General features: G+C 45.9%; 15 protein-coding genes. 6 read left to right on the forward strand and 9 right to left on the reverse strand.

The genetic code is table 11. From position 1 onward, the window contains the following. Window positions 1-18 precede the first annotated feature (18 nt). Both HQN88_RS02885 and HQN88_RS02890 read left to right on the forward strand, forming a co-directional pair. Window positions 19-900 (forward strand): AraC family transcriptional regulator, encoded by an 882-nt coding sequence (locus tag HQN88_RS02885; RefSeq protein WP_246320009.1) that lies wholly within the window; start codon window positions 19-21, stop codon window positions 898-900. A gap of 112 nt (window positions 901-1,012) precedes the next feature. Further along, entirely contained in the window at window positions 1,013-1,207 is a 195-nt protein-coding gene (locus tag HQN88_RS02890; RefSeq protein WP_173108706.1) for a hypothetical protein, read from the forward strand. Window positions 1,208-1,945: 738 nt separating this feature from the next. Here HQN88_RS02890 and HQN88_RS02895 read toward each other — a convergent pair. Continuing rightward, a complete protein-coding gene (locus tag HQN88_RS02895) occupies window positions 1,946-3,448 on the reverse strand; it encodes an L-fucose/L-arabinose isomerase family protein (protein WP_216855594.1) in 1,503 nt (500 codons plus the stop codon). 131 nt (window positions 3,449-3,579) lie between these two features. Between HQN88_RS02895 and HQN88_RS02900 the strand changes: the two genes are divergently transcribed. Next, window positions 3,580-4,446, forward strand: coding sequence for a helix-turn-helix domain-containing protein (locus tag HQN88_RS02900; RefSeq protein ID WP_173108707.1), 867 nt, complete (start codon window positions 3,580-3,582; stop codon window positions 4,444-4,446). A 554-nt stretch (window positions 4,447-5,000) separates the two neighbouring features. Here HQN88_RS02900 and HQN88_RS02905 read toward each other — a convergent pair. The 6 genes from HQN88_RS02905 to HQN88_RS02930 all read right to left on the reverse strand — a co-directional run bounded on the left by HQN88_RS02905 (window position 5,001) and on the right by HQN88_RS02930 (window position 12,950). Next, a complete protein-coding gene (locus tag HQN88_RS02905; RefSeq protein WP_173108708.1) occupies window positions 5,001-6,773 on the reverse strand; it encodes a cache domain-containing sensor histidine kinase in 1,773 nt (590 codons plus the stop codon). A gap of 154 nt (window positions 6,774-6,927) precedes the next feature. Continuing rightward, window positions 6,928-7,809, reverse strand: coding sequence for a carbohydrate ABC transporter permease (locus tag HQN88_RS02910; protein WP_173108709.1), 882 nt, complete (start codon window positions 7,807-7,809; stop codon window positions 6,928-6,930). Further along, a complete protein-coding gene (locus tag HQN88_RS02915; protein ID WP_246320010.1) occupies window positions 7,806-8,717 on the reverse strand; it encodes a carbohydrate ABC transporter permease in 912 nt (303 codons plus the stop codon). Before HQN88_RS02915 ends, HQN88_RS02910 begins: the two co-directional genes overlap by 4 nt. Before the next feature lie 84 nt (window positions 8,718-8,801). After that, entirely contained in the window at window positions 8,802-10,229 is a 1,428-nt protein-coding gene (locus tag HQN88_RS02920) for an ABC transporter substrate-binding protein (RefSeq protein ID WP_173108710.1), read from the reverse strand. 108 nt (window positions 10,230-10,337) lie between these two features. Next, window positions 10,338-11,660 (reverse strand): response regulator transcription factor, encoded by a 1,323-nt coding sequence (locus tag HQN88_RS02925; protein WP_173108711.1) that lies wholly within the window; start codon window positions 11,658-11,660, stop codon window positions 10,338-10,340. An 837-nt stretch (window positions 11,661-12,497) separates the two neighbouring features. Then, the gene (locus HQN88_RS02930; protein WP_173108879.1) at window positions 12,498-12,950 is read right to left on the reverse strand and encodes a cupin domain-containing protein; all 453 of its coding nucleotides are present in this window, start codon (window positions 12,948-12,950) and stop codon (window positions 12,498-12,500) included. Window positions 12,951-13,108: 158 nt separating this feature from the next. On the opposite strand from HQN88_RS02930, the gene HQN88_RS02935 reads away from it, so the two are divergent. Further along, entirely contained in the window at window positions 13,109-14,059 is a 951-nt protein-coding gene (locus HQN88_RS02935) for a hypothetical protein (RefSeq protein ID WP_173108712.1), read from the forward strand. 116 nt (window positions 14,060-14,175) lie between these two features. On the opposite strand, the gene HQN88_RS02940 is transcribed toward HQN88_RS02935, so the two are convergent. Continuing rightward, window positions 14,176-14,769, reverse strand: coding sequence for a hypothetical protein (locus HQN88_RS02940; RefSeq protein WP_173108713.1), 594 nt, complete (start codon window positions 14,767-14,769; stop codon window positions 14,176-14,178). A gap of 197 nt (window positions 14,770-14,966) precedes the next feature. On the opposite strand from HQN88_RS02940, the gene HQN88_RS02945 reads away from it, so the two are divergent. Together HQN88_RS02945 and HQN88_RS02950 are read left to right on the forward strand one after the other, a co-directional pair. After that, on the forward strand, window positions 14,967-16,130 hold the full coding sequence (locus tag HQN88_RS02945) for an FAD-dependent monooxygenase (RefSeq protein ID WP_173108714.1): 1,164 nt from the start codon (window positions 14,967-14,969) through the stop codon (window positions 16,128-16,130). Window positions 16,131-16,258: 128 nt separating this feature from the next. Then, window positions 16,259-17,329: a bifunctional 3-deoxy-7-phosphoheptulonate synthase/chorismate mutase gene (locus HQN88_RS02950; RefSeq protein ID WP_173108715.1), complete on the forward strand. Its 1,071-nt coding sequence runs from the start codon at window positions 16,259-16,261 to the stop codon at window positions 17,327-17,329. A gap of 63 nt (window positions 17,330-17,392) precedes the next feature. Here the strand turns inward: HQN88_RS02950 and HQN88_RS02955 are convergent, their stop codons facing one another. Further along, entirely contained in the window at window positions 17,393-17,902 is a 510-nt protein-coding gene (locus HQN88_RS02955) for a hypothetical protein (RefSeq protein ID WP_173108716.1), read from the reverse strand. Window positions 17,903-17,986 lie beyond the last annotated feature (84 nt).

A 17,986-nucleotide genomic window follows, 5' to 3' on the forward strand; every position in this document is an offset into this window, starting at 1 on the left:
AAGGGATGTGAAAATGAGTTGTTTCCTGTAGAGGAAGATATGCGTGAGGATTACCAAGAATTCTTAGACATTCATTTTTTTACGCCATCGGACTTCGAAAAGACGGGTAGCGTCTGGCCGATTCGGCTCGGATACAATATTGCTAAAAGCAATTATCATATCGGTCCACGTACAACACCCTACTACTATTTGATATTTGTCTTAGAAGGATCGGGGTCTTTTACGCAAAATAATGTCACCTATCGATTAAGCAAAAATGACATGTTCTGTCTTCTTCCAGGTGTTACACATGAGTATTTCACGGATGAACATTGTCTGCTTCGCAAAACGTTCGTTGCATTTGACGGCAAGCAAGCCCTTCATCTTTTAGAGCGAATTGGACTTCGTCCTGAAGCGCCTTATCGAAACGGCGGGCTTACGGATCAAGCGAGGGAACTCATGGAGGAGTTCATCAGCCTAGTTAATCAGGGAGAACGGCAAGAGAGCGACTTGTCACGTTTAACTCAGTTGTATCGCATTTTCGATACGCTATCTGTCACCAACAAACCTCCAGCTTCCCACGAGCATCGCTCTCTTTCCTGGCTTCAGCAGGGTCTAGCCTATATTCAAATTCATTATGCGGAAGGCATTACCGTTGAGCGAGTCTCCGACTATGTCGGCGTGGAACGAACTCATTTTACAAAGCAGTTTAGTAAAGCCTTTGGCGTCCCGCCGATCCAATACATTCAGGACTTGAAAATGAAAGAAGCTAAGCATCTCTTATCCAACACGGAATTCACACTGACAGAAATTGCACATTCGGTTGGTTATCCTGATTTATTTAGCTTCTCAAAAGCATTCAAAAAACAGCTCGGCCTCCCACCTACTCAATATCGCCGCGATCTAAAAACGATGTCGTAAATCATTTATCTAACTAGTCACAAAGTGACAGAATCTCTTATTTTACACCTCTACCAAACTTATCCATTAAATGTTATTTTAATATATACATCCTAGCGAGGGAGAGATTGCCATGAAAACCATTTACGAGAATTATAGAGGATTCAAAATTAACAAAGATGAAAGCACCTATAACGCCATTCACGCGGATCGTATTATTTTTACTCAATCGCCGCTTAGTCAGGTTCTAGATTCGATTGATCATTACATTGACGTGACGGAGAACTCGGATTCACCAGGAGATCTGTCTTCCTTTCCGCAAAATTAACTTACAGGCATTCCACGCATGTGGATATACGAACCAATTGGACTCATTAACGGCTAAGTTAACGCGAGCATCCACTAGTTTGGAAAGGAACGCCGGAATAGCCCTGCGGCGGTAAGAACGTGGATGCAAAAAACGCAACTGTCCTTTTTGGGACGGTTGCGTTTTTTGTATGGCGGGGGAGTTAGTCGGTTGCGTCGACTAACTCCACTCGCTTGGCCTTTGTTGGGGGGGAGTTAGTCGGTTGCGTCAACTAACTCCACTCGCTTGGCCCCTGTTGGGTGGGAGTTAGTCGGTTTCATCGACTAACTCCACTCGCTTGGCCTTTGTTGGGTAGGAGTTAGTCGGTTGCGTCGACTAACTCCACTCTCTTGGCCTTTGTTGGGTGAGAGTTAGTCGGTTGCGTCGACTAACTCTGCTCTCTTGGCCTTTGTTGGGTGGGAGTTAGTCGGTTTCATCGACTAACTCCACTCTCTTGGCATTTGTTGGGTGGGAGTTAGTCGGTTTCGTCGACTAACTCCACTCGCTCGGCCTCTGCTGGGTGGGAGTTAGTCCGTTGCGTCGACTAACTCTGCTCTCTTGGCCTTTGTTGGGTGGGAGTTAGTCGGTTTTGTCGACTAACTCCACTCGCTCGGCCTTTGTTGGGTGGGAGTTAGTCGGTTTCATCGACTAACTCCACTCGCTTTGCTTCTGTCAGGTGGAGGTTAGTCGGTTGCGTCGACTAACTTCCACAAGTAGCAGCTACAAAATCACATGCTTCAGCTTCATCAGTTCCGCGACCTTCTGGAACTGCGAAGCATTATGTCCGATCGACATTGCGCAGTGATGCGTCGGCGCTTCTGCGAACCAGCGTGACATGTAAGCATCCGGATGCTCACGGAACTTCACTGGCGTCTGTGTGTTGCCGATTTTCATGATCGGCCCGTTCGTGGACTCGCCTTCGCTTGAGATTAGCTTCAGCTTGCCATCGCCGGTCTGGGTCACATTCAACGTCGTGATCGCCCCCGTCTTCACTTTGGCTTCCACGGATACGCCAGTGCCTTGCTTGCCGTGATACAAACCCATGCCGCGCAAAATCGGCTTTCCTTCGGAAATCGCGATATGGAACGGTCCGTCATGGCCAAGCAAAATCGTCTCGTCGATATAATCCACGACGACGATTTCCGAGAAGGAGCCGCCGACGCCAAGAATATCGCTGATTTTCATCGCAACAGCCGTCTTCAGGTCCCCTTCGCCAGAACAAGGGATGCCACGCGCAGTTAGCAGCGAGTGACCCACAATGAAGCCGCCTTGCAGCTTCTCGTACTCACCACCCGGCGCCCCGTGGTAATAGTACGATAAGGCATCTAAATCATATGCGCGCACAAGCTTCTCTTGTGCTGCTGCCACCCGACAGGACCACTCCAATTGTTCTTTCGTTGGCTTCTTTGCAATCGGATCCGAAGGGGAATCACCGCTGATTTGGAACATGTCCTGCAGTTCATCCAGTTTCTGCTTCACATCCTGCGGAGTCACTTCACGCAGCATGCGGTCCAGATCACACATTTCAAGCACTTCCACGTGTAGACCTGTCTGTGCAGAAATCATCGTAAAATCACTGTACATATCGAGCATCCCACTATAGGTATTACCTAAGAAACCGAAGCGACTATGCTGCAAAGTTCTAGGTACTCCCGCTGCCCGCACCCACTCTTCAATTTCCTTCCACGCACATACCGCTTCACGTCGCTCACGCGTCACTTCATCCGTCAGTGAGATGGCAGGCGTATAGTCAAGACCGAGCATGCCATTTACAACTCGAAATGGTATTCCTGCTCTATTGAACACATTAGCAAATTCAGGCACTGGACAAGCGCCACAATGAGCCAACCATTCCCCTGTCGTCGACTGTTCATAATTAAGTCTCGCCGTTGGCTGCAAATTGAGAAATACAACAGGCGCTTTACAAATTTGATGCATAGGTAACACGGTAGAACTTGTGGAGTAGGTTGCTGCATGGCAGAAAACAAGATCTACTTGCCGCTCATTCAGCCACTCTCCTGCCTTCCGCCCTTCCCCTTCCGTATCCACAAGTCCATAGTAATAGACGTCTGCCCATGAGGACATTTTCTGTTCAATAAAGCGTCCATATTCTTCTAATCGTTCCTCTAAACCAGGAAACTGTTCCCAGTATGCTTGTAATCCAACAGAATATAAACCAATTCTTGGCTTGAGGCTTGCCTTAATCGCTGGGTACATTGACATTGAAGCATCTCCATTCGTCCATAAAATAATAGCTTTATAAACTTATTGTAATGGCTTACTATCAAGTTAACATCCAAGGATCTTGGTTAAAAATAATAGATTCTTGCGACGATATCGGAGGCGCTTCCCACATGAAAGAAAATTTTACAACCGCTTGGTCGGAGAACTCGATTCGTTTCATCTCTAGCCCTTCCTCATTCGCCAAAACAAACCTGTTTTACGTACAAGAAATAGGTCATTTCCATACGCTTCCAGGCTATTTCACAGAACGTGAAGGGCTTGATTCCTATTTGATAGCTTATATATTGCGGGGCACAGGACAGCTGACTTACCGAAATAACACATATCCATTAGGAGCTCATAAGTTATTTTTCATCCATTGTGATAGCTATCATCACTATTCAACCAATCCTCAAGAGCCCCTTGAGCTACTCTGGGTCCATTTCCACGGGAGTGCTGCAACGGCCTATTATGATCACTATGCAGCGTCACGCGAGCCTGTTTTGCAGCTAAACAACCAATCGTCCGTATCAACTATACTGCGTCAAACCTTGCAAATCCAACAACAAAGAAACGCATCAACGGAGTTCCTCACATCGAAGCTACTCGTTGAGTTGCTGACGGAGATCGTCCTCACTGCGCAACAATTAGGCTTATCCGATTCGGACAAGCCTGCTTATATCGATGCGATTTGTCAGACCCTCGAATCGAGATTTACGGAATCAATTTCATTAGAAGAGCTTGCTCGTGAACATGCTGTCAGCAAATACCACATGGCCAAACGGTTTAAACAGTATACTGGCTTCTCCCCACACGAATACCTGATTGGTATTAGGATGACCCATGCAAAGGAACGACTCAAATATTCCGATATGCCCGTATCCGAGATAGCTGCCACCGTCGGCATCGATAACGTCAGTCATTTTATCAACCTGTTCAAAGACCGCACCGGCGACACACCGTTGGTCTACCGAAAGAAATGGCAGCGACCTCGCTGATTGGGTGGAGCTGCGGTGCAATGTTGTCATGTAAAAAAGAAGAAATATCCTAAATAAGACCACGGCAAGTGCCTATTTATCCATGGGATGATGGAAAGTCAACTATAAGCATTCGATAATACCCTATTTTCCAATACATTGAATAAAAACTCTCCTTTTCGTAAGAATAAGCACTCGCAATGGTCTTAAACTGCAAATCACTTGGCATTATCGAGAAATAAGCACACCAGGGTGTGCAATTTCCATCGCTTGAAGCCGACAAGCATTCAAATTCGTATTAGCCCAATTCGTTAAACTGTCATGATTGGAGTGCGGGGTGCGGGGTGCGGGGTGCGGGGTGCGGGGTCCGGGGTATGGGGTGCGGGGTGCGGAGTGCGCGGTGTGAGGTGCGAGGTGCGAGGTGCGGAGTGCAGGGTGCGGGATAGTGTTGGCGGTTTCGGTTTCCGCTTACTAATTTCCGTTTCCAGTTTCCATTACCGCTTCTAATTTCCGATTCCATTTCCACTCCCGCTCTCACACAGATTCCCCGGTATTCACTCTCTACCCCCGCCCCGCTACTTCAAATCCGTCTCATCCAACACAGCCGGAATCTCAATCCACGCCCGTACACCCTGATCCTCCCGCAACGCATACTGCAAGCCAAAGCCCTCCCCGAAATGCAGCTGGATCCGCTTTTGCACATTAATAATACCGAATCCCTTACTACTCTCTTTCCCCTGCAAAATGGCATTCAACATCCCGATATCCGCAGGGCGATAGCCGTTGTCCTCCACACTAATAATCAGTTTACCTTCCGTATGCTTCACCTTAATCCAAAGCTCCCCATCATGGCTCATATTCTTGATGCCGTGAAGGATGGCATTCTCAATAATCGGTTGCAGGAGCACCTTTGGCATTAAAAACTGTTTGGCATCCTCTTCAATTTCCCAATACGCCTTAAACGCATACTCATAGCGGAATAACTGCAGCCGTACATACGCCTCAGCGTGATTGATTTCTTCCATCACCGGAATGAGCAACTTACCCTTGCTTAGCCCAATTCGCATAATGAGAGACAAATCTTTAATCATTTCCGCCGATTCCGACGCCCCCTCCATTAACGTATGCCAGTAAACAGACTCCAACGTGTTATAGAGAAGATGCGGATTGATTTGTGTATGCAATATCGACAATTCAACTTCCTTGTGCTTTAACTCAAGTTCATACTGATCATAAATCGTCTGATTCAATCGATTGGTCATTCGGATAAAATGATTGCTCAGCAATACGATCTCATTTTTACTCTCCGCATGCATGGTTATAGCTAAAGCTTTTCCTGGATGATACGAATTCGTGATTCGAGCCAGTCGAGAAATAGGTTTCAAAATCGATTGTATGAAATACATACTCGCCAAAATCAAAATAAAGAAATAAATCAACATAATCCAATCGACCAAGCGTTGAACGCTAATATGATCGATAATGATCGACTGGACTGGAACACGCATCAGCAGCTTCGTCCCTGTAAATTCACTTGTGTGAATGACTGACATAATCTCATTGCCGCTCTCGATTTGCTTATAGACCCCTTCTCCCTTACCGTCAGGCACACCGATCTTCGAGCCAATCCCGAAAGCTTCCGTATTCGTAGCCAAAACCGTATTATCGGGATCCAGCAGCAGAATTTGAGCATCTTTGTACTTATCAAAAGGAACGAAATCCATCTGCAACGGAGTTTCAATACCCGACACGACTAAGTATCCAATGACCGTTTCACCGTTATAAATACTGTTTAATTGCCTCAAATAAGCAACAGTTTGCATATTATTCGGGTTATAACCGAATTTATCAATAACACGAATGATGCCCTTCCCTTTCGCATTGCTGACCGCTTTATACCACGAAAGATCCGTCATATCCGTCGAGTAAAACACCCCATTATTCAAAAGGTCCGAATTAGGAACAAATGAATACAACTTATCTTTATCTGAAAAGAACAAGGAATATCTCACCGCATTGGTTGAGTAATTGTTCAAATATTTATCTAACGCTTTGAAAATTTCAAAACGTTCATATTCAGAGGATGATGGAACACTTACTAATTGTTGGATTTCTTGCGAAATCATAATTTTTTCCGTTTTTTCTTCAAAATCGCTGCTTTCACGATCGAGTGTCAAATGACTTCCCCGCACTAATTGGAGCAGTGCTGTCCCTACTTGTTCCTCTGTGATGGATTCCAACTTCTTGGCAACGACCAAATCCAACACGAGGGTTGGAATCACGACGAAGACGATAAGCAATAGGATCAACTTTTTCATCAGTTTCATATTTTGCAGCATTTTGCGCATACCCTCTTATCATCCTTTCACAAAGCTTCCGTCAAGCTGGCAGGAGCAGCACCGCTGTTGGTTAGGCTATCAGTACGTTCGCTATTCCCGAAGGAAACTCCTTTAAACGCAAAGAAAACGCCTCCAGAATTCGCATTCTGAAGGACGCTTCTCCCTATCCTTTCACGCTGGAAACTGATAAGCCACGAATCATAAACTTCTGGAAAATCAAGAAGAACAGTACTGGCGGCAGCATCGCCATGGTCAACACCGCGAAGCGTACACTCCATGGAATGACCGAATTGGAATACACCACATAACGATAAATACCTGTGGCGAGTGGGTACATGCTTTTATCCGTCATCACAATACTGGGCCAGTAGAAATCATTCCACGTCGTCGAGAACGACAGCATGAGCAGCGTGCCAATAATTGGCATCGACAGCGGAATTGCAATACGTATAAAGGATTTGAATTCACTTGCCCCATCGATACGCGCAGCTTCCAGCACTTCTTTGTGAATGCCATCGAAGAAATTTTTGAGCAGCAGCATAAAATAAGCATTCGCCGCCGCGGGTAACCAGAAGGCCCAGTAGGTATTAATCATCCCCAAGCTCTTCAAATTCAAAAAGTTTGGTACGATATACGTCGCAGGCGGAATCAACAGTGTCGAGAAGAAGAAAAGAGTTACCCATCGCTTGAATGGAACTTTCAAATGAGATAAGGCATAGGCAGCTAACCCGATAAACAATAAGGAGCACACGACATTTCCTATATAAATAAAAATCGTATTTTTCAAAAACGTCAACAACGGAAGGTCGAAGCTGTTGAACGCATCGTCATAATTTTTCCAAATCCAATGTTTCGGGAAAAAGGTTGGTGGAAAGGTGAAAAACTCTTCCCTCGTTTTCAAAGATCCAAAAAAAGTATTCAGAAACGGATAGATGGTCGTAACCGCAATCGCCAGAACGAGCAGCACCATGAGGGTGTAACCTAGTTTGACGGAACCTTTTTTGAAATCATGCTGGGAAATTAATCCTCGTTCGCCTGGCTTCATGCTTTCTCACTCCTGCGCTGCATGACGTTGTAAAGGATGCTCATTCCAATGAGCACAAAGAACATTAAGCTGCCCATAGCACTGGCTTTGCCAAATTCGAGATCGCGGAACGCTGTGTGGTTAAGCCATAACAAGTATGTCAACGTTGCATTATTCGGACCACCGTCCGTCATTGATAATTGTGCTTGGAAGCCTTGAGAGGTCGTGATTAGTTGGAGAACAAGCAGTAGTCCCATTAAAGTTTTGATGCTAGGCAAAATAATATAACGAACCCGCTGCCACACACTAGCGCCATCGATCTCAGCGGCTTCATACAAATCCTTCGGAATCCCAACGATCGCCGCAATGTAGATTAATGTAGCCGCTCCAAAGCTTTGCCATGTTTCTAGAACAACAATCGAAGCCATCGCTAATTTCGGGCTAAAGAACGAAACTTGATCGATGCCTATTTTCTGCAACAAACTGTTAATTGGCCCTACGGCATCAAAAAACCACATCCACATACCGTACAAAACAATGGCAGGCACCGCACTAGGTAAATAGCTGATGATCCGTGCTGCCCCTTGGAACCGACGAAGCTCCGAAACCGCGATTGCCACTAACGGCGGGACCCAGAAGCCCAGAATAATACCTAAAGCCATATAGATCAATGTATTCTTAATTGAAATCCAAAGCAGATCATCCTTTAGAATACTCACATAATTTGCTAAGCCAGTAAAATGATTGCCATCTACGAAATCAACATTGTAGAAGCTATAAAAAATCCCTTTGAAAATAGGCACCCATAGAAAGATAATGAATAATACGACTTCCGGTAAAATAAACAGCGTACCCCATAAATACCAGTTCATTTTCTTTTTCGATACTTTGCTTGCTACGATCGGTTGTGAACTCAGCTCTGCATCCATCCTAAACACTCCTTATAGTGAGAAAACCTCTACCCGCAGCCACTCCAGATTAAGCGGCCGCAGGCAGAAGTAAGTTAGGCTTACCTATTCGACCTTCACTTTGTCAAACGTTTCCGTTTGCACTTTGGTCGCGGCTTCAGACAGTGCTTTTTTCAAGTCCACATCTTTCGTCGTAAACACTTTTTGAATGACGTTCGCCATTTCCGTATAATACTTTTGAGCTTCGTATTGCGCTTCTGGCTTACCGTCCCATAGAGCTAGCAATTGCGGATCGTATTTGAACACGTTATCGTACTTCGTTAAGAGATCCGTATACTTTTTACCGAAATCAGAGGAATCTTTCCAGTAGTTGATCGGTTGCGGAATGTACACGCGGTTCTTACCTTTACGATCTTCAATTTCTTTCTTCGTAGAGTTCAAGAAATCGTCTGTGAAATACTCATCCGTAATCCATTTAAACGCCATTTCTTGCTGGTCTTTGTCGCTCTTCGGATTAATAACACGATAGTTACCACCAAGTACGCCCGTATGCTTGCCACCTTTCGTAAATGAAGGCATAGGATACACAACGAGATCATCCTTACTGATGCCGCCTTCGTTGATCGCCGTATCTGCTGCGTTACCGCTGCCACACATAACCATCGCGCCACGGCCTTGAGCAAATGCATTCAAAGCGTCGCCATAACCAAGTGCCCAGTTCTGCGGAATCAGGTTCTCATCTTTCAGCTTCTTGTAGAATTCAAGCGCTTGCAAACCAGCGTCCGAATTGAACACACCGACTACTTTCCCATTATCAAGCTTCTGTACATCCCCACCTGCAGCATATAGGAAATTCGTCCAGTTCCAACCCGCTTCCGGACCTTTCCCCATTGGAATAAAGCCTGCAATCCCTTTGGCTGGATCATTGATTTTTCTCGCTGCTGCTAGCAGATCGTCCCATGTCCAATCCATTGGCGGAAGGTCTACGCCTTTCTCTTTGAATAGCTTTTTATTCAACGTGATCGTCATGACGTAACCATCAATCGGTACACCGTATGTTTTCCCATTAACAACAAAAGGTTTGGAAAGCAGATCATTCATATCCTTGGCATGCGCCCATGAGCTCATGGAATCGGTAATATCAGCAACCCATTTCTTATCAACAAGTACTTTGCCTTCCGTTGCATAGGTCGTATACTCCGTTGGCGCGCTGTTCGAAGCCATTTTTATCCCAATTTCGAGCGGATTGTACTGCCAGTCGTCTTTTTTGAAATCAGCATTCGGAAATTTTGTTTTAAATCGAGCAATGCGCTGATCTAACTGATCATTTTTCTCTTTTTGATCGGCTTTAAAGCTTTGCGCCGTAATCGTTACTTTCTTCGCAGCAGGTGCTGGCGTTGCTGCCGCTGGTGTCGATTCTTTTACCGCTGGCGCTGGGCTAGTCGTGCTTGATGTTCCAGCACTTGAACTGCACCCCGCTATCAATACCGTTAACGCAATTGCACTCATTGTAGACGCTTTCTTTGCTCTCATGTTTGGTTCCCCTTTCGAATCGCATTCACTTGTAGTTGCTACATTTTTGATTATAAGGGGAGTTCAAGGCAAGGGCGATGTGTCGTATTACGCTTAGTATGTCGTATGTTACGCACCTGTTTGCTTCACTTCCGAGATATTAATTCCGAAATGTTTTTTGAAAATTTTGCTAAAATGCTCCGGAGATTCGTAACCGATTTCTTCGGAAATCTCATAGCGCCGTTTATCCGTGGTCAGAATGAGACGCTTCCCTTCTTCCATCCGCAACTTCGTGACGTAGTCCCAGATGTTCGTTCCCATCACTTTTTTGAACAAGTAACTCAAATAATTCGGACTTAAATGCACCGCATCTGCGATATCTTGCAGCTTCAATCCTTTTTCGCAGAAATGACCCTCGATATACATTTTCGTCTCATACACGATTCGATTGTTCGCCTCATCTACACCAGCAGTGGTTACGTCAGGATCCGGATTAATGCTGTCTTTATCCTCAATATAGAACATGTAATGACCTTTATTCGTTTCACAACAAGTTAAGCTCTCAAGCGCTTCCTTGTACATCACCGGCCACTGCGTAATACCCTCACGGATCCGACTGATGCCGATCTGACTCTTCACGTTCAAATATTTCAACAGATTCGTATGTATCATTTGAGCCACCATCAAGAGCTGATTCACGCGCATCGAGCCACGGCTTTCCTCTTCCGTAATTTGCAGCAGTAATGTGAAAATGGAGTTGTGATTATTGAAAACAAGATGGCTCCACTGGCTCGAAGTTTCCTCCATGATGTTCAGAGCGGCGTATTTCAACAAACTGCGATCCTTCAACGTGGATATTTCCTGATCATGAATGCCGCCACGTTCTAATGATAATTTGATAGTCAGCATGCTAAAATACGTGCCATTCATGCGATTATCCAGTGTCTCTTGTATGGTAGGGACCTCGGACTCGTGGATCGTGCCAGTCACCAATTCATTCAAATAATAATTCGTCTCATGCGTCATGTGGCCAGGCAGGGTACGCGAGCCTTCCCAATTCGCGAAGCGCTGACCCCTCTCTTCTTTTTCCTTCAACAGCTTGGTCACTACCGAAATGAGATGCGGCGGCGTAATCGGCTTAACTAGATACTCTTTTGCTCCAAAACGGATCGCTTTCTGCGCGTACTCAAACTCACCATGTGCCGACAATATCACAATCGGAATGGACGGATCCTCCAAGAAAATATTCTCGATTAACTCAATGCCATTCATTTTCTCCATCTGAATATCTGTAAATACCAGATCTATTTTCTCTAAATGTATAAAATCCAGCGCCTCAAATCCGTTATACGCGATGAAAACCTCGTTAATGTCCAACTTCGACTGCTTCAAAATCGTCGCAACACCCTTGCAAATCATCGGCTCATCATCTACAACCAAAATATTAACCATGCTGCCACCTCGTTCATTTACTTGCCATAACTCCATTTTATTGTACAACAATCGATGTGAATATGTGTTTTATTACGTTTATTGTGTGGGATGTGTGGTTGGTGCGTATAGAGTGAGCAGGCGCGTAGCGTGCGATCGCCGGCCGGGTTACTCCTCTTGCGCACAATATTTGTGCGCTAGCGTGCGATCGCCGGCCGGGTTACTCCTCTTGCGCACAATATTTGTGCGCTAGCGTGCGATCGCCGGCCGGGTTACACCCCTTGCGCACAATATTTGTGCGCTAGCGTACACTCGCCGACCGGGTTACTCCCCTTGCGCACAATATTTGTGCGCTAGCGTGCGATCGCCGGCCGGGTTACCCCTCTTGCGCACAATGTTTGTGCGCTAGCGTGCACTCGCCGGCCCGGGTTACTCCCCTTGCGCACAATTTTTGTGCGCTAGCGTGCGATCGCCGGCCGGAACTGTCCTCTTGCGCACATTATTTGTGCGCTAGCGTGCGATCGCCGGCGGGGTTACTCCCCTTGCGCACAATATTTGTGCGCTAGCGTGCACTCGCCGGCCGGGTTACTCCCCTTGCGCACAATGTTTGTGCGCTAGCGTATGATCGCCGACCGGCATACTACTCTTGCGCACAATGTTTGTGCGCTAGCGTGCGAATGGCGGAAAGCTTACAAAATCTCCACACGAAGAAGGGAATCCTGTTCTTTGAATTTTCATCTAAATAAAACGCCGCCAGCTCCAAATAAAGAGCTAGCGGCGTATGCTTTACGCTTAAAATCATTCTTATCTTCAAGATACCAAATTACACGACACGAGGCAAAATAGAGCTATGCCAGATTATTTCTTAATTAATTTGAAATCATCATAATGGAACCCTGGTGCAACTACACAGGAAACCAGAACAGGTTCATCACCTAGCGGTCGTGCCATTTGCCATACATGTGCTGGAACAAGAACTTGTGGATGCTGACCGTTCAGCACATCAGGTCCTAGAATAATTTCCTGAGTAGCATTAGGCTGCTCATTAGTTCCTCCTAAAGTAAGCGCAATCGGGCTGCCTGAGTGCCATAACCATAACTCGTCGGACAAAACGGTATGCCACTCCGAAAACTCATCTGGATGAAGCAGGAAATAGATCGATGTTGCTGCGTAACGCGAACCAGAGTATGCTGCATGCAGTACTTCTTTTGGGATTTCGAAAGAGGCTTTCCATAGCTCTTTGTACCATCCACCCTCAGGGTGGGGTTTCAAATCTAGTGTTTGAACAAGTGGTGAAAGTTGTTTGGTAATCATATGATTTCTCCTATTTCTCTCTAAACTTACAAAGTATGAATTATACCATACTGAAGTCACATATTGTATATGTAAGAAATTCCGAAACCCACAACCGATGAAAACGTATTTAAAAAGGATGCCATCTAACAAATGCTGGGAAACGAGGGATGAAGATGCCAGATAATTTAAACCTACAATTGAGGGTAGCGAAAGAACGGATGTTTCGGCTGCACAAAGCAGAACGCAAAAGAGAAGATCTTCTGAATAGAGTATATGAGCAGGAACGTCTCATACGAAGGCTTGAGTTGCAGCTTGAATCCGAGCAGGCAGATGTAGATAAGTTAACTCGCTTGTCACTTACGAACTTGTTTCACACGATTCTTCGCAGTAAGTCCGAGCAACTTGAAATGGAACGGCAACAAGTCCTAACCGCTGCACTTCAGTTAGAAACAGCCAAACAGTCCCTTCTGGATGCACAGAATACTTTGATTCAAGTCGGTGACGACCTTGCCAACTATCAGCGTGCAGCAGACGACTATAAGAAACTAATGGCTGTGAAGGAATCCGCACTCTTAAACGCCCCCTTATTATCAAGAGAACTTGAAAGAATGGACGACAACATCGACGATCAGAAACTTTTGGTTAAAGAGCTGCAAGAAGCGATGACTGCCGGAAAGCTTGTTCTAGCTTCCTTGGCGGATGCTTCCAATAGTTTGGAGAGGGCAGAAAATTGGGGGAAATGGGACTTATGGGGCGGCGGTGGCTTGATTAGCACCCACGCAAAGCATACCCATGTGGATGAAGCCAAACGGTTTATTCATCAGGCTAATCACCAGATCCTGAATTTCCGCGACGAACTAAACGACTTGAATCGGAGTTTTCAGATTGAGATTGATATCAGCGGCACGTTGAAAATGGCTGACTACTGGTTTGACGGCCTCATTGCAGATTGGATAGTTCAAGGTCGGATCACTAATTCTCAAAACCAAACGCTTTCAGCAATGAATAAAATTCGTCCTGTCGTTACTCAGTTACAGAAGGAGTTTTCAGCCGCGGAAGCGACTCTAGCTGACATGATTATGAAACGAATCCATTGGATCGAAGAATCTAACTTGGACAGTTGACACTACAGAGCCACCTCCAACCAACGTAGAGAGTGGCTCTTTCCTTATATTTTTTATATAAGAAGCCGTGCTCATTGTTCGTTCTTCCACAGAACCACTCATTCAGTGATAGCACGCTATTGCTCTTCCCATTTATGAACAATAGCTGCTACAATCTCTTCCTTCGTCTCCTCCGTTAATCCATTCCGAAGTTCTGTAATAAATTCTATAAAAAGCAGAGATAAGAGCTCATTCATCTCCATATTAAGCGATTGATGATGTTTCCAATTCATATCGTCGAAAAAAACACGCATCCGATTGGCCTCGGCTGGGTGCAATCTGACGTTAAGCGTTAAATATGCCGCACTGTCCGAATGGCCCTCCTGAAAGGAAAGTCCCCATTGAAAGCCAGGCACTGGCCCCCCATTCGGTCGCTCATTCGAGTTTGCACTGGCAACAATGCCCCCAAATTTACTTCTAAGCTGTAAAATGTATGTATATAGATCTTTGCCCTTGCGCACATGATCCATAAAATTATCAAATAATAGTTTAACTAGAAAAGTTTTGTTAATTCCACTCAACTCTTCTTCTGATGTATAAACAATATCCTCCAAGAAAGCATCTGCTCGGTCAAAATAATCCCGCGGTGCCCTCACTTTAACCGTGTGGTAAATTTCCGTTTCCGCTGCTCCCCGTTGAAACAAGCCCGTCCATGATCTTAGTGTGAGCATAGCATACTCCCCTCCTTCTCCCTCCTAAACTATTATTCCGAATCTAGCAAAAAAATGACTACCTCCAAAAGTGTCTCCCAAATAATTCTAAGCGAATATGAGCTTGATATACTTTTTGGGTGGTGATCGGCGCTCTCATTGTTTATGATGAGACTAAGACATATAGCGACGATCTTACGAAGCCGGAGGATAAACACATGGGTGTAGGAACGACACGGAAAGCGATAGTCATTGGAGCGGGAATCGGTGGATTATGTACAGCACTATCACTTCAGCAGCAGGGATGGCAAGTGTCGGTTTTCGACAAGGCATCATCACTGAGGGAAGCCGGGGCTGGAATCGTGCTCGCAGCCAATGCCATGAAAGCACTCGATCTACTTGGCGTTGGGGAAACCGTCCGTACCGTAGGGGCACCTGTTGTTCAGGCTGACATTCGAAGCTGGGATGGCACATTAATTACAAGTCTTCCAGCTGCCAAACAAGCGGCACGATACGGAACGCAAAGTTACGTCATTCATAGAGCTGACTTGCAAGCTATTCTTGTGCAAGCAGTAACGGCAGCAACGCCTATCCAGACCAATAAACTATGGGTCGATGAGAAGCGGAGTGAGCGAGGAGTACTCGCTGTGTTCAAAGACGGTACGCAAGAGGAAGCCGATGTCATTATTGGTGCCGACGGGTTTCACTCTGCCGTACGAGAACGACTTTTTGGTCTAAGCCCCGTCCGCTATTCGGGATATATGGCTTTAAGAGGCGTTTGTACGCAGGAGGAGGCCAGCAACGCAACTAGTGGCGGGGGCTTCGAGGCATTGGGACCAGGAAAACGTTTCGGTCTCTCACGTCTCGGCAACGGTCGTGTATTCTGGTTTGCCGCGATTAATTCACCTCAAGGAAAACTGCCACTGGTAGAAGATAGAAAGTCTGAGGTGCTACGTCATTTTTATGGTTGGTACAGTCCAATCGTGTCTGCTATTGAAGCAACGGAAGCATCAACCATACTGGCTCATGACATCGTTGACCGTCCCCCCTTGCCAAGGTGGAGTTCAGGCAGGATGACGCTTCTCGGCGATGCCGCACATCCGATGATGCCCAATTTGGGACAAGGAGGTGCGCAGGCGATTGAAGATGCCATCGTGCTGGCAAGGTGCCTCCGAAACCCTGATATTCCTATTGCACTTTCAGCATATGAGAAGGAGCGAATGGCTCGAGTAAACCGAATTGTGCGGATGTCTCGGTCGATGGGACGAATGGTACAACTCGAGAACCCGATTCTGATCTACTTACGCAATAAGCTGCTGTCTTCCGTGTCCGATACCCGTTATATAAGACGTTTCGATCCAATCATTGGTTATGAGCTGTAGGATGGATATAAACACCTTTTTTACTGAAAGATATTGCACATTGGCTGTCTTGTAACATAAATTGGTTTAAGCGCATAGAAGTCAAAGCTGTAAGGCTGAAATGTTTTAAAACCAAAGGGTGAACATAGATGGAGAATACGAAGTTAGATGACCTTAGAAATCGAATTGATGAAATAAATGAGAATCTGCTGGAGCTGCTCTCCGAAAGAGCACGCATTACCCAAGAGATCGGGCAGGAGAAGGAAAAGCAGGGCGTGCCCAAATTCGATCCACTTCGCGAGAAGAAAATGCTAGACGCCTTGGTTGCTCGGAATACAGGCCCTTTCGACGACGATACAATTCGTCACCTTTTTAAACAAATATTCCAAGCCTCGCTGACCTTACAACAAACGGTTCACAAAAAGCAACTGCTTGTTAGTCGTAAGCGGCAACAGGAAGATACCCTCATTCATCTTGGTCCTGCCACTATTGGCGGAGGCAAGCCGATCATGATTGCTGGGCCATGCTCCGTGGAAAGTATTGAGCAAGTTCGTACCGTTGCTGCCGCATTACAGAGCGCTGGCGTAACCGTGCTGCGCGGCGGTGCCTTCAAGCCTCGAACATCACCTTATGATTTTCAAGGCTTAGGTTTAGATGGCTTGAAGATCCTTAAAACTGTCGCCGATGAATTCGGACTCCAGACGATCAGCGAAATCGTGGATCCCGCACATATTGAAATCGCGGGTCAGTACATCGATGTGATCCAAATTGGCGCGAGAAACATGCACAATTTTGAACTATTGAAAGCCGCTGGCGAAGTTCGTATTCCGATCCTGTTGAAGCGTGGCTTGTCTGCTACGCTCGATGAATTCCTACATGCTGCCGAGTACATCCTATCTCGCGGCAATACGCAGGTGATGTTAATTGAACGCGGCATCCGAACCTACGAGCGGGCGACGCGAAATACACTTGACATCTCAGCAGTTCCGATTCTGAAGCAGGAGAGCCACTTGCCGGTGCTGGTCGATGTGACCCATTCGACGGGACGCAAGGACATCTTCGCACCATGTGCCAAGGCTGCCTTGGCCGCTGGCGCGGATGGGATCATGGTCGAAGTCCATCCGAATCCGGCCACAGCTCTTTCAGATGCTCAGCAGCAGCTGACGATCGAGGAGTTCAATCAATTTTATGCGACAATTCAGCAATCCGGATTGTTTTAACAATTCTCGTTTCCACGCAAAAAAGCCCCCAACCCACATATAGTGGAATTGGAGGCTTCTTATCTATACTGTTTTATCTACAAAGGAAATTTTATTGGTTTCAGCAAATTTCTTCAGTTTAGACGCCATCGCCGCGATATCAAAACGGTTCAACGTTTTGTTATATACCCAACGAGGAGACTTACCCGTAAGCTCGATGATAATTTGACCAGGCGCGTGGACAATCTCTTTAATATTTTCAGCACCGAGCACTAATTCTCTGGCTAGACCTCGCTTCGAGAGATTTGTTTTGGTGACTCGCAAATACGGTCTGCGTACGAAATAAATGAGTACACCAACAACCAAATAGCTAAGCGTTGTATACCAGTACATTTTGTCCCCTTCGGTTTTCGTCAACGTAAACAACAAAAAGAGCGAGACAACGATGAAAAACGCAGCCAACATAATACTTCTTCCTTTAAATACGACCGGACGATCCGGGTCCGTTGAAATAGGTGCCTTCCCTTGCTTGGTACGGGTCAGGTTTGCCTTTTTCGTATTTTTACTTACCATTCTTTCCCACTTGCGTGACATGCCTTTCACTCCCTGCGTAATAGTTGCCAAACTCTTCTCCTCATAATCCCATACTTATGACAGAATGTCGATATTTAGCTTGTC

Source organism: Paenibacillus qinlingensis, assembly GCF_013204845.1.
GTDB lineage: Bacteria > Bacillota > Bacilli > Paenibacillales > NBRC-103111 > Paenibacillus_E > Paenibacillus_E qinlingensis.